At 73.4% G+C, this 23,613-nt stretch carries 23 protein-coding genes; 10 read left to right on the forward strand and 13 right to left on the reverse strand.

Going from position 1 to position 23,613, the window contains the following annotated elements; translation table 11 throughout:
* The first annotated feature begins 88 nt into the window (after positions 1 to 88).
* Positions 89 to 1,480, forward strand: coding sequence for an MFS transporter (locus tag AC3X7R_RS03555; protein ID WP_489964181.1), 1,392 nt, complete (start codon positions 89 to 91; stop codon positions 1,478 to 1,480).
* A 45-nt stretch (positions 1,481 to 1,525) separates the two neighbouring features.
* On the opposite strand, the gene AC3X7R_RS03560 is transcribed toward AC3X7R_RS03555, so the two are convergent.
* The 3 genes from AC3X7R_RS03560 to AC3X7R_RS03570 are packed head-to-tail and all read right to left on the reverse strand — an operon-like array spanning position 1,526 to position 3,995.
* A complete protein-coding gene (locus AC3X7R_RS03560; protein ID WP_489964182.1) occupies positions 1,526 to 2,113 on the reverse strand; it encodes a hypothetical protein in 588 nt (195 codons plus the stop codon).
* Positions 2,110 to 2,775 carry an isochorismatase family protein gene (locus tag AC3X7R_RS03565; protein ID WP_489964183.1) on the reverse strand — a complete coding sequence of 222 codons (666 nt, stop codon included), beginning with the start codon at positions 2,773 to 2,775 and terminating at the stop codon, positions 2,110 to 2,112. Before AC3X7R_RS03565 ends, AC3X7R_RS03560 begins: the two co-directional genes overlap by 4 nt.
* Positions 2,776 to 2,780: 5 nt before the next feature.
* Positions 2,781 to 3,995 carry a CaiB/BaiF CoA transferase family protein gene (locus AC3X7R_RS03570; RefSeq protein ID WP_489964184.1) on the reverse strand — a complete coding sequence of 405 codons (1,215 nt, stop codon included), beginning with the start codon at positions 3,993 to 3,995 and terminating at the stop codon, positions 2,781 to 2,783.
* A gap of 61 nt (positions 3,996 to 4,056) precedes the next feature.
* Between AC3X7R_RS03570 and AC3X7R_RS03575 the strand changes: the two genes are divergently transcribed.
* The 4 genes from AC3X7R_RS03575 to AC3X7R_RS03590 all read left to right on the forward strand — a co-directional run bounded on the left by AC3X7R_RS03575 (position 4,057) and on the right by AC3X7R_RS03590 (position 8,711).
* The gene (locus tag AC3X7R_RS03575; protein WP_489964185.1) at positions 4,057 to 5,010 is read left to right on the forward strand and encodes a hydroxymethylglutaryl-CoA lyase; all 954 of its coding nucleotides are present in this window, start codon (positions 4,057 to 4,059) and stop codon (positions 5,008 to 5,010) included.
* A 25-nt stretch (positions 5,011 to 5,035) separates the two neighbouring features.
* Positions 5,036 to 6,583 carry a class I adenylate-forming enzyme family protein gene (locus AC3X7R_RS03580; protein ID WP_489964186.1) on the forward strand — a complete coding sequence of 516 codons (1,548 nt, stop codon included), beginning with the start codon at positions 5,036 to 5,038 and terminating at the stop codon, positions 6,581 to 6,583.
* 81 nt (positions 6,584 to 6,664) lie between these two features.
* A complete protein-coding gene (locus tag AC3X7R_RS03585) occupies positions 6,665 to 7,993 on the forward strand; it encodes a DUF4437 domain-containing protein (RefSeq protein ID WP_489964187.1) in 1,329 nt (442 codons plus the stop codon).
* Between the two features lies 1 nt (position 7,994).
* On the forward strand, positions 7,995 to 8,711 hold the full coding sequence (locus tag AC3X7R_RS03590; protein WP_489964188.1) for a hypothetical protein: 717 nt from the start codon (positions 7,995 to 7,997) through the stop codon (positions 8,709 to 8,711).
* Between the two features lie 74 nt (positions 8,712 to 8,785).
* On the opposite strand, the gene AC3X7R_RS03595 is transcribed toward AC3X7R_RS03590, so the two are convergent.
* The 7 genes from AC3X7R_RS03595 to purD all read right to left on the reverse strand — a co-directional run bounded on the left by AC3X7R_RS03595 (position 8,786) and on the right by purD (position 15,095).
* A complete protein-coding gene (locus AC3X7R_RS03595) occupies positions 8,786 to 9,883 on the reverse strand; it encodes an NAD(P)H-binding protein (protein ID WP_489964189.1) in 1,098 nt (365 codons plus the stop codon).
* A 39-nt stretch (positions 9,884 to 9,922) separates the two neighbouring features.
* On the reverse strand, positions 9,923 to 10,243 hold the full coding sequence (locus AC3X7R_RS03600) for a Dabb family protein (RefSeq protein WP_489964190.1): 321 nt from the start codon (positions 10,241 to 10,243) through the stop codon (positions 9,923 to 9,925).
* Positions 10,244 to 10,272: 29 nt separating this feature from the next.
* Entirely contained in the window at positions 10,273 to 11,046 is a 774-nt protein-coding gene (locus AC3X7R_RS03605) for a maleate cis-trans isomerase family protein (RefSeq protein WP_489964191.1), read from the reverse strand.
* Between the two features lie 130 nt (positions 11,047 to 11,176).
* Entirely contained in the window at positions 11,177 to 11,629 is a 453-nt protein-coding gene (locus AC3X7R_RS03610; RefSeq protein WP_489964192.1) for a hypothetical protein, read from the reverse strand.
* 103 nt (positions 11,630 to 11,732) lie between these two features.
* Positions 11,733 to 12,320 (reverse strand): DUF1707 SHOCT-like domain-containing protein, encoded by a 588-nt coding sequence (locus tag AC3X7R_RS03615; RefSeq protein ID WP_489964193.1) that lies wholly within the window; start codon positions 12,318 to 12,320, stop codon positions 11,733 to 11,735.
* A 55-nt stretch (positions 12,321 to 12,375) separates the two neighbouring features.
* Positions 12,376 to 13,794, reverse strand: coding sequence for an adenylosuccinate lyase (gene purB, locus AC3X7R_RS03620; RefSeq protein WP_489964194.1), 1,419 nt, complete (start codon positions 13,792 to 13,794; stop codon positions 12,376 to 12,378).
* Complete coding sequence (gene purD / locus AC3X7R_RS03625) at positions 13,791 to 15,095, reverse strand: phosphoribosylamine--glycine ligase (RefSeq protein WP_489964195.1); 1,305 nt, start codon at positions 15,093 to 15,095, stop codon at positions 13,791 to 13,793. The genes purB and purD overlap by 4 nt, the downstream gene beginning before the upstream one ends.
* Before the next feature lie 96 nt (positions 15,096 to 15,191).
* Here purD and AC3X7R_RS03630 point away from each other — a divergent pair, with 96 nt between their 5' ends.
* The gene (locus tag AC3X7R_RS03630; protein ID WP_489964196.1) at positions 15,192 to 16,577 is read left to right on the forward strand and encodes a hypothetical protein; all 1,386 of its coding nucleotides are present in this window, start codon (positions 15,192 to 15,194) and stop codon (positions 16,575 to 16,577) included.
* Here the strand turns inward: AC3X7R_RS03630 and AC3X7R_RS03635 are convergent.
* Positions 16,568 to 17,407, reverse strand: coding sequence for an SDR family oxidoreductase (locus AC3X7R_RS03635; RefSeq protein WP_489964197.1), 840 nt, complete (start codon positions 17,405 to 17,407; stop codon positions 16,568 to 16,570). The two genes, AC3X7R_RS03630 and AC3X7R_RS03635, sit on opposite strands and share 10 nt — an antisense overlap.
* Before the next feature lie 108 nt (positions 17,408 to 17,515).
* On the opposite strand from AC3X7R_RS03635, the gene AC3X7R_RS03640 reads away from it, so the two are divergent.
* From AC3X7R_RS03640 to AC3X7R_RS03650, 3 genes are read left to right on the forward strand one after another with little or no spacing between them, the layout of a single operon-like run.
* Complete coding sequence (locus AC3X7R_RS03640) at positions 17,516 to 18,133, forward strand: TetR/AcrR family transcriptional regulator (RefSeq protein ID WP_489964198.1); 618 nt, start codon at positions 17,516 to 17,518, stop codon at positions 18,131 to 18,133.
* Positions 18,134 to 18,166: 33 nt separating this feature from the next.
* Complete coding sequence (locus tag AC3X7R_RS03645; protein ID WP_489964199.1) at positions 18,167 to 18,838, forward strand: DUF6891 domain-containing protein; 672 nt, start codon at positions 18,167 to 18,169, stop codon at positions 18,836 to 18,838.
* On the forward strand, positions 18,835 to 20,253 hold the full coding sequence (locus AC3X7R_RS03650; protein WP_489964200.1) for a hypothetical protein: 1,419 nt from the start codon (positions 18,835 to 18,837) through the stop codon (positions 20,251 to 20,253). The genes AC3X7R_RS03645 and AC3X7R_RS03650 overlap by 4 nt, the downstream gene beginning before the upstream one ends.
* Before the next feature lie 27 nt (positions 20,254 to 20,280).
* Here AC3X7R_RS03650 and AC3X7R_RS03655 read toward each other — a convergent pair whose 3' ends face one another.
* Entirely contained in the window at positions 20,281 to 21,570 is a 1,290-nt protein-coding gene (locus AC3X7R_RS03655) for an adenylosuccinate synthase (protein WP_489964201.1), read from the reverse strand.
* 129 nt (positions 21,571 to 21,699) lie between these two features.
* Between AC3X7R_RS03655 and AC3X7R_RS03660 the strand changes: the two genes are divergently transcribed.
* On the forward strand, positions 21,700 to 22,611 hold the full coding sequence (locus AC3X7R_RS03660; RefSeq protein WP_489964202.1) for a diacylglycerol/lipid kinase family protein: 912 nt from the start codon (positions 21,700 to 21,702) through the stop codon (positions 22,609 to 22,611).
* A gap of 4 nt (positions 22,612 to 22,615) precedes the next feature.
* On the opposite strand, the gene AC3X7R_RS03665 is transcribed toward AC3X7R_RS03660, so the two are convergent.
* Positions 22,616 to 23,593 (reverse strand): DNA-binding response regulator, encoded by a 978-nt coding sequence (locus tag AC3X7R_RS03665; RefSeq protein WP_489964203.1) that lies wholly within the window; start codon positions 23,591 to 23,593, stop codon positions 22,616 to 22,618.
* Positions 23,594 to 23,613 lie beyond the last annotated feature (20 nt).

Consider the following 23,613-nt stretch of genomic DNA (forward strand, 5'->3'; position numbering starts at 1 on the left):
CGCACCATCCTCGAGCACCTCATTCCATATATCTTGTACGATTCGCTCATCCTAGCGCCGCACGAGGCGCTGAGCAGAGGAGATCGCCGTGACGGACATCCAGCCAGACGAGCCCCTGCTCCACGAGGGAGGATCGGTACGGCTCCAGGTGCACGCCCGCGGGGACGAGCAGGTGGTCGACCTCGACCGGGACGCGCCGTTCGGCTGGTGGCCGGCGATCGCCATCGCCCTGGTCGCCTTCATCGACCGGGTCGAGATCAACCTGATCGCCGGCGCCCTGCCCGTCATCCAGGACCACTTCGGGTTCAGCGACACGGTGGGCGGCCTGATCCCGACCGCGGCCAGCATCGCCGCCGCCGTGCTCCTCCTCCCCGCCGGCCGCCTCGCCGACCGCGCACCCCGGGTGGGGACGATCGTGATCGTCGTCCTGGTCTGGTCGCTCTGCTCGGTGCTCAGCGGCCTGGCGACCACGTTCCTGATGTTCTTCATGGTCCGCATCGCGATCGGCGCCGCGGGCCAGCTCTACAACCCGCCGGCCTCCAGCCTGCTGGCCGACTACTACCCCAACCGCAGCCGGGGGAAGGCGTACGGCTTCGAGCGGGCCGGCTACTACATGGGGCTCCCGGCGGGCGTGATCATCGGCGGCGCCGTGGCGGAGGCCCTGGACTGGCGTGCGGTCTTCTTCATCGCCGCCGTCCCCGGCCTGTTCATCGCCGCCCTGATGCTGACGGTGAAGGAGCCCGTCCGCGGGCTCGGCGACACCATCGACCGGCTGCGCGCCCAGCGCACCGGCGTCGCCCCACCGGAGTCCGAGGCACACGTGGACCTCTCGGTCTCCAGCGCCAGCCTCTTCGCGGACGCCAAGGAGCTGCTCCGGATCCGCACCCTGCGCGGCGTGATCCTGGCCCAGGCGATGCTCGCCCTGGGCGTGGCCGGGCTCTTCTACTGGCTACCGACCTTCCTCGAGCGCCTCGAGGACCTCGACACCGACACCGCCTCCGGCCTGGCGGGCGGGGTGGGTGGCACCGGCATCGTGATCGGCATCATCATCGGTTCCCGGCTCGGGGACCGGCACGACTCCGACGGGTGGCGCATCAAGCTCTCCACCGTCTGCCTGCTGGTGGGCGCGATCGGGCTCAGCCTGGCGGTGCTGCTCCCCGGGGTCGGGCTGCGGATGACGATGGTCGCCCTCGCCTGCGCCGGGTTCGCCGGGGCCATGCCCAACCTCACCGCGGCCGCCGCCAACGTCGTCCCGGCAGCCAGCCGCGGCATGGGGTTCGCCCTGCTCCAGTTCCTGACCACCCTGGGCGGCGCCTTCGGCCCGCTGCTGGTCGGTGCGATGTCGGACGTCACGGGCTGGATCGGCTACGGGATGCTCTTCCTGATCCCGCCGCTCTTCCTCTCCGTGATCTTCCTCTGGCGGGTGCGCGGCTCCTACGACGCCGACGCGGCCCGCGCCTCGGCGTCGATCACCGGGTGAGTCGCACCCGCTGAGCAGCCCTGCCGGGCCGTGGCGCGCGGGCGGTCAGCGGGTGTGCACGACCGCCGGCCCCGCGACGTCGGGCACCGGGGTGCCGGCGGGGACGTCCGCCCAGCGCCCGGCCTGCGGCCACAGCACGTCCACGTCGGTGTCGAAGACCAGGCCGGCGGCCGAGGCGAGCCCGCGCAGGGTGCCGACCAGGCCGTCGCGCGGCCCGCGGTCCAGGGTCTCGTCGGCCGCGAGCACCTCGGCGGTGCCCGCCTGCTCGGCCTCACCGTCGGCCCAGCCGCCACCGGCGCCGGAGAACCAGACCACGGCGCGCGTGCCGTCGACGGTGGAGGTGGCCGACCGGGTGGCGTGCGGCTCGACCACGAGCGCCTGACCGACGCCGCACGTCAGCCCGCTGATCGTCAGCGCGCCGGAGAGCACCACCATCTCCTCGCCGGCCGGCTGGTGGCCGGTGACGTCGCGGCTCCAGCCGTCGGGGAACTCCACCAGGACGGTGCGGGTCCCCGCCTCGGGGTCGGCGCCGAGCATCACGATGCCGGCCGGCTGGGCCGCGCCCGCGATCGCGTGCTGACCGCGCACCAGCTCCTCGGAGTCGAGGTCGACGACGGTGACGGGCTGGCTCATGCGGGCTCCTGGAAGGTCGAGAGGTAGTCGAGGACGTCGGACTCGGAGACCACGTCGGCGTACTTGGCGTCGAGGTCGAAGAGGTTCTGCTCGTGCGCCGCCGCGTCGCGGTCGCCGCAGGCCTCACGGACCACCAGCGGGCGGAAGCCGTGCTGCAGCGCATCCAGGGCCGTGGCGCGCACGCAGCCGCTGGCGGAGAAGCCGAGCACGATCGCGGTGTCGACGCCCAGGGCCCGCAGGGTGCTGCCCAGGCTGGTGCCGAAGAACGCGGAGGCGTACTGCTTGGTCACCATCACCTCGCCGGGCAGCGGTGCCGGGTCGGCCGGAGGCGCGATCCACTCCGACCCCTCCTCGAAGGCGGCCAGGCCCGGGACCTTGACCGCGAACCAGCCGGCGTCGCGCATGCCGGGCGCGAGCACCACCCGGGTGAAGACGACCGGTCGCCCGGCGGAGCGGGCCGCCGCGACGACGCGGGCGGCGCTGGCCCGGGCCGCCTCGAAGCGCCCCGCACCGTCGCTGAACGGCCCGCCGGACAGGTAGGCGCGGCAGACGTCGACGACCAGCACCGCGGGGGCCGACCCCGGTCCGATCCTGCTCGCGAAGCCGACCGAGGCGTAGTCCTCGGCGCGGCCGACACCTGCACCTGCACCGGTCCGGTCCATCGCGCTCAGATCACTCCGCGCTCGGCGAGACCGGCCCGCTGCTCGGCGCTGAGGCCGAGCAGGCCGCCGTAGACCTCGTCGTTGTGGGCCCCGAGCGCCGGCCCGGTCCAGCGGATCGAGCCCGGGGTCGCCGACATCTTGGGCACCACGTTCTGCATCCGCAGCTGCCCGAAGGTCTCGTCGGGGACCTGGACGATGGCCTCCCGCGCCTGGAAGTGCGGGTCGCTGATCATGTCCTCGGCCTTGTAGATCCGCCCGGCGGGCACCCCGCCCTCGTGCAGCAGCTTGAGCAGCGTGTCGGCGTCGTACCTGCCGGTCCACCGCGAGATGTGGTCGTCCAGCTCCTGCTGGCGGTCCCCCCGCCCGACGTGGTCGGCGTAGACGCTGCCGGGGGCCGAGAGCTCGGGCTCGCCCATGAGCGCGGCGAGCCGGCTGAAGACGGAGTCCTGGTTGGCCGCGATCAGGATCAGCTGTCCGTCGGAGGTCGGGTAGACGTTGGACGGCGCGACGTTGGGCAGGATCGCGCCGGTGCGCTCGCGCTGGTACTTCTGCACGTCCCACTCGGTGATGGTCGACTCCATCATCGCCAGCACCGCCTCGTAGATGGCGCTGTCGACCACCTGGCCCTCGCCGGTGACGTCGCGGTGCCGCAGCGCCGCGAGGGCCCCGATGCAGGCGTGCATGGCCGCGAGCGAGTCGCCGATGGAGATGCCGGTGCGGGAGGGCTGCCGGTCGGGCTCGCCGGTGATGTAGCGCAGGCCGCCCATGGCCTCGCCGATCGAGCCGTAGCCGGCCCGCCGCGAGTAGGGACCGGTCTGGCCGTAGCCCGAGACGCGGACCAGGATGATGCGCGGGTTGACCTCACGCAGCCGCTCGTAGTCCAGGTTCCACTTCTCCATGGTGCCCGCGCGGAAGTTCTCCACGACGATGTCGGCCGTCGCGACCAGCTGGAGGAAGAGCTCCTGCCCCTCCTGCTCGCGCAGGTTGAGGGTGACCGAGCGCTTGTTGCGTCCGACCACCGGCCACCAGAGGTAGGCCCCGTCCACGCTCTCCCGGCCCCACTTCCGCATCGGGTCGCCCGTGCCGGGCGACTCGACCTTGATCACGTCGGCTCCCTGGTCGCCCATGAGCGTGGCGGCGAACGGCCCCGCCAGCAGCTGACCTGCCTCGATCACCCGAACGCCGGACAGGGACCCCGTTGCTTGCACCGCACTCTCCATGGGTGGATCATATATCCGATATCTTGTCAGTCGACAGCAGTCTCTTCGAGGAGTGGGCAACGTGCCGGCAGAGCAGAGCGAGGCACCGCAGAACCAGGCACCTCAGGTGGAGGTCGTCGAGGTGTCGCCGCGCGACGGCCTGCAGAACGAACGGCGGGTGCTGCCGACGAGCACCAAGGCCGAGCTCGTCCGGCGCAGCATCGCCGCGGGGCTGCGGCGGATCGAGGTCACCGCCTTCGCCCGGCCCGACCGGGTCCCCCAGATGGCGGACGCCGAGGCGCTGCTGGCCGAGCTGCGCGACGAGCCGGAGCTCAGCCGGATCGGCCTGGTGCTGAACCGCCGCGGCCTCGACCGGGCGGTCGCGGCGGGCTGTGACGAGATCACCGCCGTGGTGGTCGCCTCCGACGGGCTCGCGCTGCGCAACCAGGGCGTCGACACCGCGGCCCAGGTGGACGCCTGGCGGACGGTCGCGGCCGACGCGCGGTCGGCCGGCCTGCGCACCAGCGTCATCATCGCCGCCGCGTTCGGCTGCCCCTTCGACGGGGAGGTCGCCACCGAGCGCGTCCTGGAGGTGGCGCGCGGCTGCCTGGAGGCCGGTCCGGACGAGCTCGCGATCGCGGACACCATCGGCGTCGGGGTCCCGGCGCAGGTGACCGAGATCGTCACCGGGCTGCGCGCCCTGGACGCCGAGGTGCCGCTGCGCGCGCACTTCCACAACACCCGCAACACCGGCTACGCCAACGCCATCGCCGCGGTCGCCGCCGGCGTCACGGTGCTCGACGCCTCGACGGGAGGGATCGGCGGCTGCCCCTTCGCCCCGGGCGCCACCGGCAACATCGCCACCGAGGACCTGCTCTACCTGCTGGCCCGCAGCGGCATCGGCGTCCGCTCCGAGCGTCCCGGCGGCCCCGACCCGGCGCAGGTCGCCGCGACCGGCACCTGGATCGCCGAGGAGCTCGGCCTCCCGCAGGCGCCGGCGATGCTCGGCCGCGCCGGCTGGTTCCCCTCCGCCTGACCCCCACGAACCCCAGGAGCTGCAGATGGTCATCAAGTCCGGCGGATCCCCCTTGTCGATCGTGAGCGGCCTGCGCGAGTACGCCGCGGCCACCCCGCGCGCCACCGCCGTGATCGACGGCGACCGGCGGCTGACGTACGCCGAGGTGCACGAGCGCTCCAGCAGGCTGGCCCAGCACCTGCTCTCACTGGGCCTCACCACCGGCGACCGGGTGGCGGTCCTGCTCGGCAACCGGCTGGAGTATCCCGAGGTCGCCGCGGGGATCGCCAAGGCCGGACTGGTGGCGGTGCCCCTCAACCCCCGGCTCACCCCGGCCGAGGCGAGCTACATCCTCGAGCACAGCGACAGCCGGACGGTGGTGCTCGACGCCGCCCTCGGCCCGATCGTCGCCCAGCACGCCGACCGGCACGGACTCACCCTCCTGACCCTGGCCGCTCCGGGCGAGGCCGCGGCCGGCACGCCCTACGAGTCCGCCCTGGCGGCAGCCTCGCCGACCGACCCCGCCGTCGAGGTCGGCGAGGGCGACCCGTTCTGCGTCACCTACACCTCCGGCACCACCGGCCGGCCCAAGGGCGTGCTGATCTCCCACCGCAGCCGCGCCCTGACCTTCCTGATGAGCGCCCTCGAGTGGGGGCTGGCCAACGGCCGCGTCTCCGCGGCCGTCGCCCCGATGTACCACGGCGCCGGCTTCGCGTTCGGCTACGCGCCGGTGCACACCGGCGGCACGGTGAGCATGCTGAGCCGCTGGGACCCCGAGGCCTTCCTCGACCTCGTCGAGCGGGACCGGGTGCAGTCGGCGTTCCTCGTCCCGACCCACGCCCAGGGCCTGCGCGCACTCGGCGAGGAGGCGTTCGCCGGCCGCGACCTCTCCAGCCTGGACACGCTCTACTTCAACGCGGCGGCACTCCCGTGGGAGCTCAAGCGGTGGGTGATGGAGCGGTTCCCCGCGTGCGGGGTGCACGAGCTCTACGGCTCGACCGAGTCGGGGATCATCACCAACCTGCGCCCGGTCCACATGCGCGAGCGCCCCGGATCGGTCGGCCACCCGTGGTACCTCACCCAGGTGCGGATCGTCGACGACGCCGGGCAGGAGGTCGGCCCCGGGGAGCCCGGCGAGCTGTTCAGCCGGTCGCCGTTCCTGATGAACGGCTACCTCGGCGACGACGAGGCCACGGCCGCCTGCACCACCGACGACGGCTTCGTGACCTGCGGCGACATCGCGGTGCGGGACGAGGACGGCTTCATCTCGATCGTCGACCGCAAGAAGGACCTGATCATCTCCGGCGGCACCAACGTCTACCCGCGCGAGGTCGAGGAGGTGCTCGCCTCCCACCCCAGCGTGCTGGAGAGCGCGGTCGTCGGGGAGGCGGACGAGCAGTGGGGCGAGACGGTGGTGGCCCACGTCGTGCTGCGGCCGGGTGCCGCGCTCGACGCGGCGGCACTCGAGCGGCACTGCCGCGAGCAGCTCGCGGGCTACAAGATCCCGCGCCGCTGGTACCCGATCGACGTCCTGCCCCGCAACGCCGGCGGCAAGGTGCTCAAGCGGGAGCTCGCCGCACCGGTCCTGACCTGATCCCCCGCCGGGCGGTTCCCGCGGCCCGGTGCCCCATGGTTAGATATCATATATTCTCACTCTCGAGCGACGGAGGCGTACGTGCGACCCCACGTGGAACTGATCCAGGAAGACGACTACGTCTGGCATGCCGCTGAGCTGCCCGGCGGCGAGGGGCGCGCCAGCGAGCGCCGCCTCTCCGTCGACGAGGAGGACGGCTCCTCCTCGTTGCGCGTCGACTTCCACACCGACTGGGGCCGAGGCCCGGGCATCCACCACGCCAACACCGAGTACTACGTGCTCGAGGGCGAGATCGACTACGGCGGCCGCAAGATCGGCAAGGGCGGCTACGTCTACGCCCCGAAGGGCGTGCCCAACGACTACCTGCGGATCGCCGAGGGCACCAAGCTCCTGCACTACCGCGAGTACGGCGACGCCGGCTTCGACGCGGTCGACTCGCTCGCCGGCGCCACCCCCTGGGCGGATGCGCGGGAGGAGGTCATCGTCATCGACTCCGAGGCGATGAATTGGGACGCCGTGCCCAACCCCGGACCGATGCCGGGGCTCTTCATCAAGTACCTCCACGTCGACCCCACCACCGGCTTCTACACCCGGCTGGTGCACGCGCAGGAGGGCTGGGCCGACCACCGCCTGGCCCACCACCCCTGCTACGAGGAGGCCTACACGACCCAGGGCCACATGGAGTACAACTTCGGCACCCTCGACCTGGGCACCTACTTCTTCCGCCCCGCGCGGGTCAAGCACGGCCACTTCACCACGATGGAGGGCGGCGCCACCTGGCTGCTGCGCTCGGACGGCGAGCTGGCCAACTGGTACACCCAGAACGAGTGGGTGCGCTGGGGCGGCGAGGGCGTCAACTACGGCCCGAACGGCCTGGACGACAGCCCGCACCCCGCCCTCCCGTGGTCGAGCTCCACCCACGACCTGGCGCAGCCCTGGCGCACCGACGAGGACATGCGCCAGCTGACCGCCTCGTGGCAGTTCCAGAAGGACCAGGGCCGCTACGACACCCCCGTCAGGCACCACGGCTCCGGCGCCGACCGCTCCGCGATCGCGATCGCCAAGGCGCTCGACGCCTTCAACCTCCAGGGCGGGCACGGCGGGCACGAGGGTCACTCGCACGACCACGACCACGACCACGACCACGACCACTCGCACGACCATGACCACGCGCACGACCACGCGGACGAGGGGCACACCCACGAGCCGCAGGCGCGCGAGGTGATCGACCTCGGCTGGGGCTGGAGCGGCCGGGAGACCGAGCACGCCGACGAGCGCACCGACGCCGGCGCCCACAACTGGGGCCAGGGCCGGCCCTGGAAGAAGGGCGACCCGATCCCCGCGCCCATCATCTCCAGCCTCCCGGTGCGCAGCCGTTCCCGCGGGCGCTGGGACGGCGACGGGATGTGAGGTGGAGGTAGCCCACGGCCTCAACGGACACACCCTGGCGATCCTGCTGCACATCCTGCTCTTCGTGTACTGGCTCGGGGGCGACCTCGGCGTCTACTACGCGAGCCGGTTCATCATCAAGCCGGAGCTGCAGCCGGAGAGCCGGGCGATCGCCGCGAAGATCATGGTCGGCTGCGACATGGCGCCACGCGTGTCGCTGATCCTGTTCGGCGCCAGCGGCCTGACCCTGATGTTCTACGGGCCGCTCGGCGACGAGTTCTTCCTGACCGGCTGGATGCTGGCCCTGGCGTGGGTCGGCACGCTCATCTGGCTGACCGTCTCGCTGCTCGAGGCCCGCGGCGGTGAGAGCCGGCGCGGGCACGTCTACCACCAGGCGGACCTCTACGTGCGCTGGGCACTCTCCTTCGCGCTGGTCGCCGCGGGCGGCTACGCCATGGTCGTGGCGGAGCCGTTCGGGGTCGACACCAACCCGAAGTGGCTGGCCGCGAAGGTGCTGGCCTACGGCCTGTGCATCCTGTGCGGCGTGATGATCCGTCGGGCGCTCCGCCCGTTCGGCCCCGCGTTCGGGGCGCTGATGACGACCGGCTCGACTCCCGAGGTCGAGCAGGGCATCGTCGGCTCCATCCGCCGCAGCGAGCCCTGGGTGTACGGCATCTGGGCCATGGTGGTGCTGGCGGCGGTGCTCGGCGTGATCAAGCCGGGCTCCACCGCCTTCTGAAGCGGCGCCTCCTGAGCGCACCGCCTGCTGGCAGGCGGTGCGCTCAGTGGCGTCCGGGGCGCGTGGCGACCCAGTCAGACGTCGGTGGGCATCAGGTTGGTGCCGCTCTTCATCCGCTCGCGGAAGCTGCCGGTGGGGAACTCCCGGTCCTTGAGCTTCTCCATGAACCCGCGCAGCGTCCGCTCGCCGTACGCCGGGGCGACGTGGTCGACCACCGACCAGTACTTGGCCGCCTCGAGGTAGTAGGCCACCGGCTCCAGCTTCTTGACCACCTTGCCCATCCGGGTGAGCCGAGCGATCTTCTTGTCCCAGGTGGCCATCGGGACGACGTCCCAGGCGGGCTCGCGGCCGGTCACGTCGAACATCATCTGGCCCGCTGCCTTGAGGGTGACCACGTTGTCCGGCTCCCAGGGGCCGCCGACGGGGAGCACCCGGCCCAGCGCGTCGGGGTCGAGAACCTGGTTGACGATGAACTCGGCCAGGTCCTCGCGGGCGATCGGGTTGACCACGTTGTACTCGCCGTGGTCGAAGATCCGGTACTTCTCGCCGTTCTTGACGTCGCCGAACGTCATCGAGAGGTACGGGTAGTAGGCGGTCGGCCGGATGATCGTCCAGGGCAGCGGGCCGTGGTGCTGGCCGATCAGCTCGCCCTCGACCTGCAGCTTGTAGACCTGCGGGATGAGCTCGGGCCGGTAGGCGCCGAAGTCGCTGATGTGGATGAACTGCTCGACCCGGTGCTCGACCGCGGCCTTGATCCCGTTGACCACGGCCTCGTGGTCGACCAGGCGGCACTCCTCGGCGTCGTTGGGGCGACGGCCGCTGAGCAGCGAGATGACCACCGACGTCGGGGCGGAGGCCACCGCGTCCAGCACGTCCTGCGCGCGGGTGGGGTCACCCACCACGACCTCGACGTCGGCGAACTCGGGCTCCTCCTTCACGCTGCCGGAGCGGGCCAGCACGGCCGGCGCGTAGCCCCGGCGAGCGAGCTCCGGCAGCAGCGCGCGGCCGATGTAGCCGGTGCCGCCGAGGACGAGGACCCGCTGCCCCGTCCCGGAGCCGCGCGGCCCCGTCGCGTAGGTCTGGGAGTCGGTGGTGAGCAGGCGGTCGATCAGGGCGCGACTGCGCTCCTGGGCGGATGCCACGTCAAGGTCGGTGATCGTTGAGAAGGCCATCCATAGATCATATATTGTCGTGCTCCCGGCGCCAGGGCCTCAGCTCACCGAGGTCGTCCGCACCGCGGAGTCGTCGTACTGCACGAAGGCCTTGGCGGCCAGCACGGGGGCGATGTGCTCCTTGACCACCGCGACGTGCTCCGGGTGGGTCCGGTAGCCCTCCCAGTCGGAGCGGCTGTCGAACCGCAGGTGGAACCGCAGGTGGGCGTTGCCCTCGATGAGCCCGGCGTCGCGGACGGCCTCGGCGCCCACCAGCCCCGGGATCCGGCCGGGCAGGGCGAGCAGCCCGGCGACGATCCCGTCGACCTGGTCGTCGGTGACGTCGGCGGCGAGGGTCAGGTGACCTACGTGGTTGAACATGGCGCGTCCTCTTCTGTGGGTGGAGCGGGTCAGTGCAGCTCGAGCAGCGAGCCGTGGCCGTGGATCCTGTCCTCGATCCCGTTGACCCGGAACGCGTGCCAGGCGGTGGCGACGTTGATCGCGATCACCGGCTTGCCGAGCTCGCGCTCGAGCTCGGCGGCCACCGCGACGCACTCCAGGTTGGTGCCGCACTGGATCAGCGCGTCGACGTCCGGGCCGTCCACCGCGAGGAAGGCCTCGCGCAGCGTCTCCGGGGTCTCGTCGGCGATCGAGGTGGCCGACTCCGAGCAGAGGCCGGTGATCGCGGCGACGTCGTAGCCGAGCTCGGTGAAGTAGGCGACGACCTGCTCGTCCCCCACGGGCTGGTAGGGCGTCACCACCCCGATCCGCCGGGCGCCGAAGGCCTTGAGCGCCTCCCCGGCGGCCGTGGCGCCCGTCGTCACCTCGAGGCCGGTCATCTCCCGGACGCCCTGCTCGAACGCCGCGTTGCCGGCCACCCCGCCCCAGAAGGTCTCCGCCGACATCCCCATCACCACGTAGTCGGGCTTGCAGGTCATCACCACCGACAGCGCGTCGGGCAGCGCCTCGTTGAGGCACTCGCGGAAGGCGCCGAACGCGTCGGCGGAGTCGAGCGCCGGCGCCTTGATCATGATCCGGCCGGTGTGCCAGGAGCAGTCCTGCGGGCGCAGGTGGTGGAGCTCGCGCTCCACCGAGGTGTTGGTCGAGGGCAGGACCAGCGCGAACCGGGTCCCCTTGGTCTCGGGGGTACGCAGCACGGCGCCCTGGGCTTCAGCGACGGTCATCACGAGCTCCTCACCTCGAGCAGCCCGAGGGATCGGCGCCGCAGGTGAATAGATCATATATGCATCACCGCGCGGACGCCGGCGACAGCATGGCGCCGGGCACGTCCCGATGCCGCAGAGCGCGGTGGGCTCAGGCGTCGCGGCTGCGGCGACCGGCGGCCCACGCAGCCGCGGCGACGGCCAGCAGGCCCGGGCCCGACCAGAAGGGGAGCAAGTCCCCGAAGCCGAACTCCCCGAAGCCCAGCGACTCCAGGTAGTCGGCGCTAGCCGCGCCCCACAGGAGGAGCAGCCCCGTCACCAGCACCACGACGGCGGCCGCCGGCCGGGCCGCCCTCGCGGAGAGACCCCCGGGCACCAGGAGGGTGAGAGGCACACCGAGGACCAGGCCCAGCACGGCCCCGATGAGCCCGCCGACAACTCCGAAGACCACCATCCCGGCGAGGGTGGAGGCACGCTGTGGGTCCACCACCAGCAGGGGCACCAGCCCGACGATCGGATACAGGGCGCCAAGGACGAACCCGAGGGACAGACCGGTCGGGAGCCACCACGTGTCGGGTCGCCAGGTTGAGGTCATCGCGGGCACGACGTCCACTCTTGAGCATCTGCTCAAATTCGTCAACCACCGGGGCGTACGCCGCGGCCTCGGGGTGCCGCTGCGCCAGCGCGAGCCTCCGCCGACTCCTGGGTCAGGCGTCCTCGGCCGGGCCCTGGTCGCGGCCCTGCTCGAGCTCCTTGGCGGCGCGCTTCCTCGCCTTGCGCTCCAGGCGACGCACCTCCTCGGCCACCAGGTCCTGGCGGTCGAAGACCGTGCGCCCGTAGTTCAGCCCGGTGCCCAGCAGCACGAACAACGGCCACGGGAAGGCCGGGTCGAAGCTCCAGCCGGACTCGATGCCCGCGACCGCCCAGATCACCGTGCAGATCAGGGTGGCGGAGAGCATCGACCACAAGGCGTTGCGCCGCTCGTGCTCGTAGGTCTCCACTGCCTTGGCGCGGATCGTCTCGGGCGAGCCCGCGCCGGCCCGCGCGAGCCCGGTGCCGGCGCGAGGAGGCGGGGGGACCAGGTCGGCGACCAGGCCCGGCAGCTCACCCAGGGTGCGGGCGCCGGCGAGCGCCTCCGACCGCTGGTCCAGCTCGTCGCGGTCCATCCGGCCCTCGGCGTAGGCCTGGGCCAGCACCTGCGCGACGGCGTCGCGGTCACGGTCGCCGGCGCGGAGGTGGGCGTGCGCGGGCACGGTCGGGTCCAGGGGCAGCTCCGCCCACGGATCAAGACTCATCGCGGCGCCCCATGCGCCCCATCCTAGGTGGCGCCGATCACGTGCCGGGGTCGCGCTAGAGAATCGCGCCGGGGGCGTACGCCGCGGCCTCCGGGTGCCGCTGCGCCAGCTCGGCGACCCGCCGGCAGACCTCCTGGGTCTGCGCGACGGCGGCGCCGGTGAACTCGATCGGGTCGGCGACCAGACCGTCGATCTGCTCGCGCGTCAGGCCCAGGCGGGTGTCGGCGGCGAGCCGGTCGAAGACGTCGTTCTCGACCTGGCCCTTGCGCATGTCGAGGGCGACGCCGACGGCGGCCTCCTTGATCGCCTCGTGGGCGACCTCGCGGCCGACGCCGTTGCGGACCGCGGCCATCAGGACCTTGGTGGTGGCGAGGAAGGGCAGGTAGCGGTCCAGCTCGCGCTGGATCACCGCGGGGAACGCACCGAACTCGTCGAGCACGGTGAGGAAGGTCTGGAAGAGCCCGTCGGCGGCGAAGAAGGCGTCGGGCAGCGCGACCCGGCGGACCACGGAGTCGGAGACGTCGCCCTCGTTCCACTGGTCGCCGGCGAGCTCGCCGATCATCGACAGGTAGCCGCGGGTGACCACGGCCAGGCCGTTGACCCGCTCGCAGGAGCGGGTGTTCATCTTGTGCGGCATCGCCGAGGAGCCGACCTGGCCCTCCTTGAACCCCTCGGTGACCAGCTCGATGCCGGCCATCAGCCGGATCGTGGTGGCCAGGTTGGAGGGTCCGGCGACCAGCTGCACGACGGCGGAGAGGACGTCGAAGTCCAGGGAGCGCGGGTAGACCTGGCCGACGCTGGTGAGCACCTGGTCGAAGCCGAGGTGCTCCGCCACCCGGCCCTCGAGGTCGGCCAGCTTGGCGGCGTCACCGTCGAGCAGGTCGAGCATGTCCTGGGCGGTGCCCATCGGGCCCTTGATCCCGCGCAGCGGGTAGCGGGCGAGCAGCTCCTCGACCCGCTGGACGCCGATGAGCATCTCGTCGGCCACGGTGGCGAACCGCTTGCCCAGGGTGGTGGCCTGCGCGGCCACGTTGTGCGAGCGGCCGGCCATCACGGTGGCCTCGTGCTCCGCGGCCAGCCGGGCGAGGCGAGCGAGCGCGGCCACCGCGCGGTCGCGGAGCACGGCCAGGCTCTGCTTGACCTGGAGCTGCTCGACGTTCTCGGTGAGGTCGCGCGAGGTCATCCCCTTGTGGATGTGCTCGTGGCCGGCGAGCGCGCAGAACTCCTCGATCCGGGCCTTCACGTCGTGCCGGGTCACCCGCTCGCGCGCGGCGATGGAGCCGAGGTCGACCTGGTCGACGACGGCCTCGTAGGCCTCGATGACGCCCTCGGGCACCTCGATGCCGAGGTCGCGCTGGGCGCGGAGCACGGCGATCCAGAGCCGGCGCTCCAGCACGATCTTGTGCTCGGGCGACCAGATGGCGGCCAGGTCGGCCCCGGCGTAGCGGGTGGCCAGGACGTTGGGGACGGTCATCGGTTCTCCTGATCGGTGGGGGCGAGGGCGGCGGCGCCCTCGACGACGCCGAGCGGCTCGGCGGCGATGTCGCGGCGCCACTGGGCACCCGGGAACGAGACGGTGGCGATGCCCTCGAAGGCCTTGGCCCGGGCGTCGGCGACGTCGGTGCCGACGGCGCGCACGGCCAGCACCCGGCCGCCGGCGGTGACCAGCTCGGCGGCTCCGCCGGCGGAGGGGCGCAGCGCGGTGCCGGCGTGGATCACGTCGACCGCGGGGTCGGCGTCGAGGGTCTCGGTGCCGACGATGACGTCACCGGCCGACGAGGACTCCGGGTAGCCGGCCGAGGCCATCACCACGCTGACCGCGGCGCCGTCGCGGAAGCGGGGCGGCGCGACCTGGGAGAGCTCGCCGCGCGCGGCCGCCAGCAGCAGCTCGCCGAGCCCGGAGTCGAGGAGGGCGAGCACCGGCTGGACGTCGGGGTCGCCGAAGCGGCAGTTGAACTCGATCACCCGCGGTCCGGCGGCGGTCAGCGCGAGACCGACGTAGAGGCAGCCGCGGAACGGCGTCCCGCGCCGGGCCATCTCGCCCAGCGTCGGGCGGACGACGGTCTCCATCACGGTCTCGGCCAGGTCGGCGGGCGCCCACGGGAGCGGCGAGTAGGCGCCCATCCCGCCGGTGTTGGGCCCCAGGCCGCCGTCGAAGATCCGCTTGAAGTCCTGCGCGGGCTGGAGCGGGTGGGCGGTGGTGCCGTCGCAGACCGCGAAGAGCGAGACCTCCGGACCGTCGAGGAACTCCTCGACCACCACCCGGCCGCAGGCCGCGGCGTGGGCCAGCGCCTCGACCCGGTCGCTGGTGACCACGACGCCCTTGCCGGCCGCGAGCGCGTCGTCCTTGACGACGTACGGCGCCCCGAAGGCGTCCAGGGCGGCGGCGGCCTCCTCGGGGGTCTCGCAGACCCGGGAGCCCGCGGTCGGCACCCCGGCGGCGGCCATCACCTCCTTGGAGAACGCCTTGGACCCCTCCAGCCGGGCGGCCTCGCGGCTCGGCCCGAAGCAGGCGATCCCCCGCGCGGTGACCGCGTCGGCGACCCCCGCGACCAGCGGCGCCTCGGGTCCGACCACGACCAGGTCGACGCCCAGCCGCTCGGCGAGGTCGGCGACCGCGGCGCCGTTCATCGCGTCGACGGCGTGCAGGGTCGCCACCGCGCCGATCCCCGGGTTGCCCGGCGCGGCGTGCACCTCGGTCACGGCCGGATCCCGGGAGAGGGCGAGTGCCAGGGCGTGCTCGCGGCCGCCGGTGCCGATGACGAGGGTCTTCACGTGGCGCAAGACTACGTGTCCGAGGACCGGCCTGCGCGCGCTGCTCGCGTCGGCGGGCACCGACGGCCGCTACCCTCCCCGACGAGGGGAGAGACGATGAGGCACAGACGGAGGACGGTCGGCGCCGTTCTGGTGGTCGTCGCGGCGCTGCTGGGCGGATGCCGCTCCACGGGGGGCGCCGAGGAGGCCCTCGCCGGGGTCGCCGGCGTGGCCGAGGTCGACGAGACCTGCCTCAAGGGCCACTGCCTGGTCACCGTCGCCCTCGAGGCCACGGCCGACGCCGACGAGGTCGTCTCGGTGCTGCGCGCCGCTCGCGACCTCGACGCCGACCAGGTCGACGTGACGGCCCAGGCCGTCGGCGGCAGGCCCGCGCAGGCGAGCCTCGTCGAGGGGTCGGCCGACACCTGGGACGCGGCGGTCGCCGAGCTGCTGCTCACCTACCGGCGGGCCTCGACGCTGGAGCGCGCCGAGCTCCTGGTCAGCGGCACCGGGGTGGAGGTGGACCTGCGCACCGACGCTGGCGCCGAGGCCTGGGAGGTGGCCGAGGACCTGTGGCCCGCCGCCGACCTCGGGGCGGGGACGGTGCGCTTCTTCGGGTCCTTCACGCGGGTCGACCGGTCGGTCGCGGCGGGCGGGGAGTTCCCGGCCGAGCAGGTCGCGCTCGCCCGGGGCCTGGAGCGGGAGCTGGGCGAGGCGCTGACGGGCGTCGCGGTCCGCCCCGGGACGACGTACGTCGGGGTGCTCGACGCCCGGCTGCCCGGCCGGGTCCGGGAGCTGGCCACGCGCGCCCCGGGGGCCGAGGACGCCGGCCCGCCGGAGGTCTTCGTCACCGACTCCATCCTCGACTTCGCCGAGCTGGCCGACGACCCGGACGGTGGCCTGCCGGCCAGCGACCACACCGCGGTCCTGGCCGAGCTGCAGACCCGCCCGGAGGTGGCGCTCGCCCTCCAGGGCCCCTACTCGGTCTACGTGCGGCTGGCCGAGGCGTCGCTGGCCGGCGCCGCGGCCCTCGTCGGCACGATCCCCGAGCGGGCCGACGGCCAGCAGGACACCGTGGTGCTCTCGGCCGCGGGGCGGGTGCGGGTGGAGGTGACGCTGACCGCGGGCGGCGGGCCCGCGCTGCTGGAGCTGGCCCAGCGGGTGCTGCGCTCCGGTGCCCGGGTCGAGGAGCTGGAGCTCAGCGCCCAGCGGGGTGAGGAGCCGTTCCTCGGCGTGACCGTCCGGGCGCCGGCGCTCGCCCCCGAGCTGGTCCGGTACGCCCGGATCGTCGGGGCGTGGCACGCGGACGCCGGTGGGGTCGTCCCGGAGCTGACCACGAGCGTGAGCGCGGTCGACCGCACGCGCCTGGCCCGCACGACCGCGTGGAGCATCGACCTGTCGGCCTCTCCGCCGGCCCTCCTGCTGGGGCCGGGCTCCGAGGAGGCGGCGGACGAGGAGCTGCGCCGGGCGTGGCAGGAAGGGGTCGGTGCCGCTCAGCCCTGACGGGCCTCCGCCTCGTAGGCCGCCCGGACGCCCGCGTCGGCATGGGTGAGGACCTCGTCGGCCCCCATCAGCCGGCGGGCCACGTTCTGGAAGCGCCGGGGCAGCGCCTGGGAGACCTTGGTGACCGGCTGGCCCCACCGCGGCGCCCAGGCCTCGGGGACGGGGCGGCGGATCACGTCGACGACGACGTCGGCGACCTGCTCGGGGTCGAGCGTCGGCACGCCCCGGGTGCGCGCCACCCCGGCGCCCAGGGCGGTGTTGACGATCACCGGCAGGACCATCGAGACCTCCACCCCCGCGGGGCCGAGCTCGGCGCGCATCGCCTCGGTGAAGCCGACGACGGCGTGCTTGGAGGCGGAGTACGACGCCCCGTTGGGCAGGGCCACCCGCCCGACGGCCGAGGCGATGTTGACGACGTGGCCGCGTCCCCGCGCGACCATCCCCGGGGCCACCGCCCGGGTCCCGTGGATCACCCCGAAGGTGTTGACCGCGAAGATCTGCCGGGTGACCGCCGGGTCCTCGCGCAGGAACTCCCCGACCGGCATGATCCCGGCGTTGTTGACCAGCACGTCGATCGGCCCGGCCGCCTCGACGAACCGCTCCCACTCCTCGGGGGAGGTGACGTCGAGGGGGTGCCAGCGCACCCCGAGCTCCTGGGCCGCCTGCTGGAGGTGGGCGACGTCGCGGTCGCCGATGACCACCTCCGCGCCCGCGTCGCGGGCCAGCCGGGCGGTGGCGGCGCCGATCCCGCGGGCCCCTCCCGTGATCGCGACGACGCGTCCCTCCAGGAAGCGGGCCCCGCGGCGGGGGGTGCTCGACGAACGGCTCATGCGGGTCTCCTCGGTAATCTGACAGACAGCCCTGTCAGTTTTCCGGTGACCCAGGTCACTGTCAACGGGTGTCCACCGGTCGGCGGCCGAGTCGGGCAGGATGGGCACGTGGTCGCATCCCAGCGCAGCTATCGAGGCAGGTCGGCGAGCGAGCGCGTGGCGACCCGGCGCGCCCAGCTGGTCGAGGCGACCATCGAGGTGCTCGCCCGGGAGGGCGAGTCGGGCACCACGATGACGGCCATCTGCGTGGCGGCCGGCCTCACCGAGCGCTACTTCTACGAGTCGTTCAGCAACCGCGACGACGCGATGGTCACCGCGCTCGAGACCGTGGCCGCCGAGATCGCCGAGACCGGCCTGGCCGCCATGGCCGCGCACACCCCGGAGCCGACGGCGCAGGTCCGTGCCGCGATCTCGGCGGTGGTCGACCTCCTCGCCGCCTCCCCGGCGAAGGGTCGCGTGGCGGTGGTGGAGTCGACCGGGAACGCCGCGCTGCGGGCCCGCCGGCACCGGGTGCTGGCCGGCTTCGCCGACCTGATCGGCGAGCAGGGCCAGCGGATCTTCGGCGACTCCGCCTGGCCGCCGGAGCGCGCCCGGCTCCACGGGCTCCTCTTCGCCGCCGGCTTCGCCGAGGTGCTCGCCTGCTGGCTCACCGACGAGCTGACCTTGAGCCGCGACGAGCTCGTCGAGCTGGGCAGCGACCTGATCCACGCGGTGCAGCGCCGGTAGCGGCTCGACGCCCCGGTCGACATACTTCGCCGCATGGCCCTTCTCGGACGCCTCTTCGGCGCGAAGCCCCAGCCCGCCCCCGCCGAGCCGACGCCGGAGGCGCCGGCTCTGGACGAGGAGGAGAAGGACGGCCTGCTGGAGCACCTGCGCGAGCTCGCGGCCGTCGAGTTCCTGACCACGACCGAGCCACTCGAGGAGCACCTCGACGAGCTGACCTACGACGCGGTGGCCGAGGGCGTGCCGCGCCCCGAGGCCGAGGCCGCGGTCCGCGAGGAGTGGGACCGCCGGGTCGCGCTGGCCGCCGAGCGCGGTGACCAGGACATGTCGGCGGCCCTGCTGCGGGCCTTCGCCGCACTGGAGCGCGACGGCGTCCTCGCCCGGGCCCCCCTGGGCTGGGACAACTCCGAGGGACACCAGCTCGGCGCCGAAGCCGCCCAGGAGGCGGGAGCACAGGGCTATGTCTTCTTCCACCACCAGGACGCCACCCGACTCCTCGAGGGCCCCTTCACGCTCTTCCTGCGCTACGGCGCCGCCGGCTACTCCTCTGCCGACCCCGCGGCCCGGCTCGAGGAGGACGCGGCGGTGGGCCGCCTGGTCGCCGCAGCCCTGGCGGCCGAGGGACTGCCGGTCGACTGGGACAGGCGCGCCGAGGGAGCCATCGAGATCCCCGAGATGGCCTGGTACGCCGCCCCCGGCCCCAGGTGACCGGCCTGACCGGGCGCCCGTTCGCGGCCCTCCTGCTCACCGCCGCACTGCTGGGGGGCTGCGGGATCGACGCCGACGACGCCGACGACGCGTTCGCCGACAACGACGGCGTGGCCGGCTCGCGCGTGAGCTGCGAGCTGAGCAGCTGCTTCCTCTCGGTCGACCTCGCGCCCGACGCGACGAGCCAGGAGGTCGCCCGCGCGCTCGGGGCCGCGCGGGAGCTCGACCCCCGGGAGATGACGCTGACCTTCGCCGACCCGGACGGCGCCGACGAGGAGGACGAGCGCTGGGTGCGGGCCGAGCTGACGCCCCGGAGCCCCGGGACGGACGCGGCACTGGCCCGGGCCCTCGTCTGGGGCCGGGACCAGCCCACGCTGGACAGTTTCGTCGTCAGGATGCGCGACGGCGGTGCAACGGTGGAGGCGACGGTGGGGGCGACGCCGACGCGCGACGCCGACGTGTGGACGCTGGCCGAGAGCGCCTGGGAGGCCCTCGAGGGCCTGCCCTCCCCGACCTTCCACGCCAGCCAGCTCGGCGCGACGCGCCGGAGCACCCACGACCGGTCGATCAGGATCTCCGGCGAGCTGCCCACCGCGGGCCTCGCGCTCGCGCGCGACCTCGAGCGCGCGCACCCTGCGGAGTTCCCGCAGGAGCTGTCCGGCCTCGTGGTCTCGGCAGAGGTGGTCATGGTCGGGGTCACCGGGCAGGAGGCGGCCGACGCGGTCCGCAGGACGCTCCGGGCGCGCCCGGAGCAGGCGGGTCAGCCGCCGGTCGAGGTCGCGGTGACCGAGCACGTCCTGGCGCTCTCCCAGCGGTCCCCCGAGGAGCGCGACGCCACGGCACGGCTCGTCGAGCTGCTCTCCAGCGACCCGCGCGTGGTCCTCGCCCAGGCCGACGAGCGCGGTGTCGAGGCGCGGCTGGCGGGGCCGCTGGACCTGGCGGTGCCGCTGCTCACCCGGGTGCGTCGCGACGCCGACGACGAGGTCGCGGCCACCCGGCTCACCTTCCGGGCCGCGGACGGCTCCTGGGCCGAGGCCGTCCATGACGGCAGCGACGACCTCCTGCTGCTCGCGGCGGAGGCCGTGGCGGACGCGCGCCCCGGGAGCCGGGTGGAGCTCAGCCAGGAGTCCGCCCGACCTCCGCACCTGCGCCTCCTGGTGCCGGCGCCGGGCCGCGGGGGGCTCGACCTGGCGCCGCACGTCTCCCGGCTGGCCTCGGCGACCGGCAGCCGCGCCGTGCCCGTGCCCCTGCTCAGGATGACCGTCGAGGTCGAGGACCAGGACGGCCGCAGTGCCAGCACCGGGTGGGACGTGGCACCGGGACCCGACGGCGCGGTGGTCGTCGAGGTGCGCGGCACCGACGAGGCACAGGCCGCGGTACGGGACGCCTGGACGGACGGTCTCGGGCGGCGCTGAGGTCGCCCAGTCCGGGCCAGTCCGGGCTCAGTCCGGGTGGATGACCACGGTCTCCTCGCGGCCCGGGCCCACGCCGACGGCCCAGATCCGGGTGCCGCTCATCTCCTCCAGCGCGGTCACGTAGCGCTGGGCGTTGACCGGCAGGTCGGCCAGGGTGCGGCAGCCGGAGATGTCCTCGCTCCACCCGTCGAGGTACTCGTAGACCGGCTTGGCGTGGTGGAACTCGGTCTGGGTCATCGGCATCTCGTCGTGCCGGACGCCGTCGATCTCGTAGGCCACGCAGACCGGCACCTTCTCCCAGCCCGAGAGCACGTCGAGCTTGGTGAGGAAGAGGTCGGTGAGGCCGTTGACCCGGGTGGCGTAGCGGGCGATCACCGCGTCGTACCAGCCGCAGCGGCGGTCGCGCCCGGTGGAGACCCCGACCTCGCCGCCGACCCGCCACAGCTTCTCGCCGTCCTCGTCGAAGAGCTCGGTCGGGAACGGGCCGGAGCCGACCCGGGTGGTGTAGGCCTTGATGACGCCGATGATCCGGTCGATCCGGGTGGGTCCGACCCCGGCTCCCACGCAGACGCCGCCGGCGACCGGGTTGGAGGAGGTCACGAAGGGATAGGTGCCGTGGTCGACGTCGAGCATCGTCGCCTGCGCACCCTCGAAGAGGACGGTCTTGTCGTCGTCGAGCGCCCGGTTGATGAGCAGGGAGGTGTCGGCCACCATCGGCCGCAGCCGCTCGGCGTACGACGTCAGCTCCTCCACCACCGCCTCGACCTCGATCGCCCGGCGGTTGTAGACCTTGGTCAGCAGCTGGTTGCGCACGTCGAGGGCGCCCTCGACCTTCTCGGTGAGGATCTTCTCATCGAAGAGGTCGGCGATCCGGATGCCGAGGCGGTTGACCTTGTCGGCGTACGCCGGGCCGATGCCGCGGCCGGTGGTGCCGATCTTGTTCTTGCCCAGGAACCGCTCGGTCACCTTGTCGATGGTCGAGTGGTAGGAGGCGATCACGTGGGCGTTGGCGCTGATCACCAGCCGCGCCGGCTCGACGCCGCGCGCGAGCAGCGCGTCGAGCTCCCGGAAGAGCGCCTCCGGCGAGACGACCACGCCGTTGCCGATCACGCAGGTGGCACCCGGGGTGAGGATGCCGCTGGGCAGCAGGTGCGTGGCGAACTTCTCGCCGTTGACCACGATGGTGTGGCCGGCGTTGTGGCCGCCGCTGGTGCGGACCACGTAGTCGATGTTGTCGGTGGTGGCAGCGAGCAGGTCCGTCGCCTTGCCCTTGCCCTCGTCGCCCCACTGGGCGCCCAGGATGATGATCGCGGGCATCGCAGCCCCCCTGACTCGGAGTGCGGGACGGTCACCGCCCAGCACAAAAGAAACAGCTCCGGCGCAAGTGCACCGGAGCTCTTGCGGCAGGACTCTACCAAACTGGGTCGCTCCGCTACTGTCCGGCGCATGGACTCGTTCCTCGTGATCACCAACTCCGGCGCCGGCACGGCCGATCAGGAGGCGCTCGACGCCGCCCTCACCGTGCTCCGGGGCAAGGCGTCGGTGGAGGTGACGGCGACCAGCAACCCGGGCGAGCTGGACGGGGTCCTCCACCGGGCGGGCTCCCGGCACATCGTGGTGGCCGGGGGCGACGGCAGCCTGCATGCGGTGGTCTCGGTGCTGCACCGGCGCAACGAGCTCAAGGACAAGGTGCTGGGGCTGCTCCCGCTGGGCACCGGCAACGACTTCGCCCGCGCCATGGAGATCCCCCTGGACCCGACCGAGGCGGCCGAGGTGCTGGTCACGGGGCGCCCCCGCCCGGTGGACCTGATCGTCGACGAGGTGGGGGGCGTGGTCGTCAACCAGGTGCACGTCGGGGCCGGCGCCCAGGCCAGCCGCCGCGGCGCCCGGTGGAAGGAGCGGCTCGGCTCGATCGGGGCCGGCAAGGTCAACCTGGGCAAGCTCGGCTACCCGGTCGGCGCCCTCCAGGCGGCGTTCCTGCCCCCGTCGCTGCGGATGCGGGTGGAGGTGGACGGCCGGGTGGTCAACGACTTCGACCGGCCGGTGCTGATGGTGGCCGTCGGCAACGGCACCTCGGTGGGCGGCGGGACCGAGCTCACCCCCGACGCCGACGCCGAGGACGGGCTCATCGACGTGATGATCTCCGGCGCCGTCGGGCCGGCCGAGAAGATCAGCTACGTCGCCCAGCTGCTCCGCGGCCGCCACCGGCAGCACGACGAGGTCACCTACGTGCGTGGACGCGCCGTGACCATCTCGGGTGAGGAGTTCTACGCCTCGGCCGACGGCGAGATCTACGGGCCCGAGCGGAGCCGCACCTGGCGCCTCGAGCAGGCGGCGTACTCGATGATCCTGCCCTGACGACTCAGAGCCAGCCGCGGCGGGCGGCCTCCACCCCCGCCTGGAACCGGGTGTCGACGCCCAGCTCGATCATCACCTCGGCGATCCGGCGGCGCACCGTCCGCAGGCTGATGCCGAGGGTCCGGGCGATCTGCTCGTCCCGCGCGCCGGAGGCCAGCTCGATGAGCAGCAGCCTGCGCCCCGGGCGCCTGGCGTCGCCGTGGGTGAGAGCGGGAAGCGGCACCGCCTGGTCCCAGAGCCGGTCGAAGTAGGCGACCAGCAGCTCGACCACCGCCGGGTGGCGCATCACGATGCGCTTGTCGTTGGAGACCCCGGGCGGGTCGGGGAAGAGCGCCCGGTCCTGGCCGACGATCGCCAGGCGGGTCGGCACGTCGGGGAGGATCCGGACCTGCTCGCCCGCCGCCACCCGTGCGAGCAGCACCTGGGGGACCTCCTTCACGGCGCGGACCGGGTAGATCGTCCGCACCGCCCGGCCCTGGTGGAGCGCCTTGGCCACCGCGGCGAACATCACGGGCTCGCTCGGCAGCTGCCACTGGTCGGGGCGCAGGATCAGCACGTCGCCGGTGCCCTGCTCGATCCAGGGCACCAGGATCGACGACGCCGAGGCGCCCACGAGGACCTCGCCGTCCACCCACTCGTGCCCGGCGCGCACCACGCGGCGCGACCGCTCGGTCAGGGTGGTCGGGATCGCCTGGACCAGCTGCTCGAGCCGGGCGGCCGCCTCCGAGAGCGTGCGGCTCTCGTCGAGCAGCAGGCCGGCCAGGGCCTCGCCCGGCGGGGCGATCCGCAGCACCCCCTCGTCGACGTGGACCATGCCCTGGTCGACGAGGGGCTGGATCTCTGCCAGCAGCCCCTCCGGCTCGCGCAGCAGGCTGCGCGCCGCCTCCTCGACGGGGGCGCCGTCGGCCGCCCGCAGGCGCTGGTAGAGGCGCAGCGAGGTGGGGGTCAGCTGGAGCGCGCCTGCCAGCACCTTCTCTCTCATGAATGGCACTTTAGTGTCAG

The sequence above is a fragment of the Nocardioides sp. Z22_16 genome (assembly GCF_058134365.1).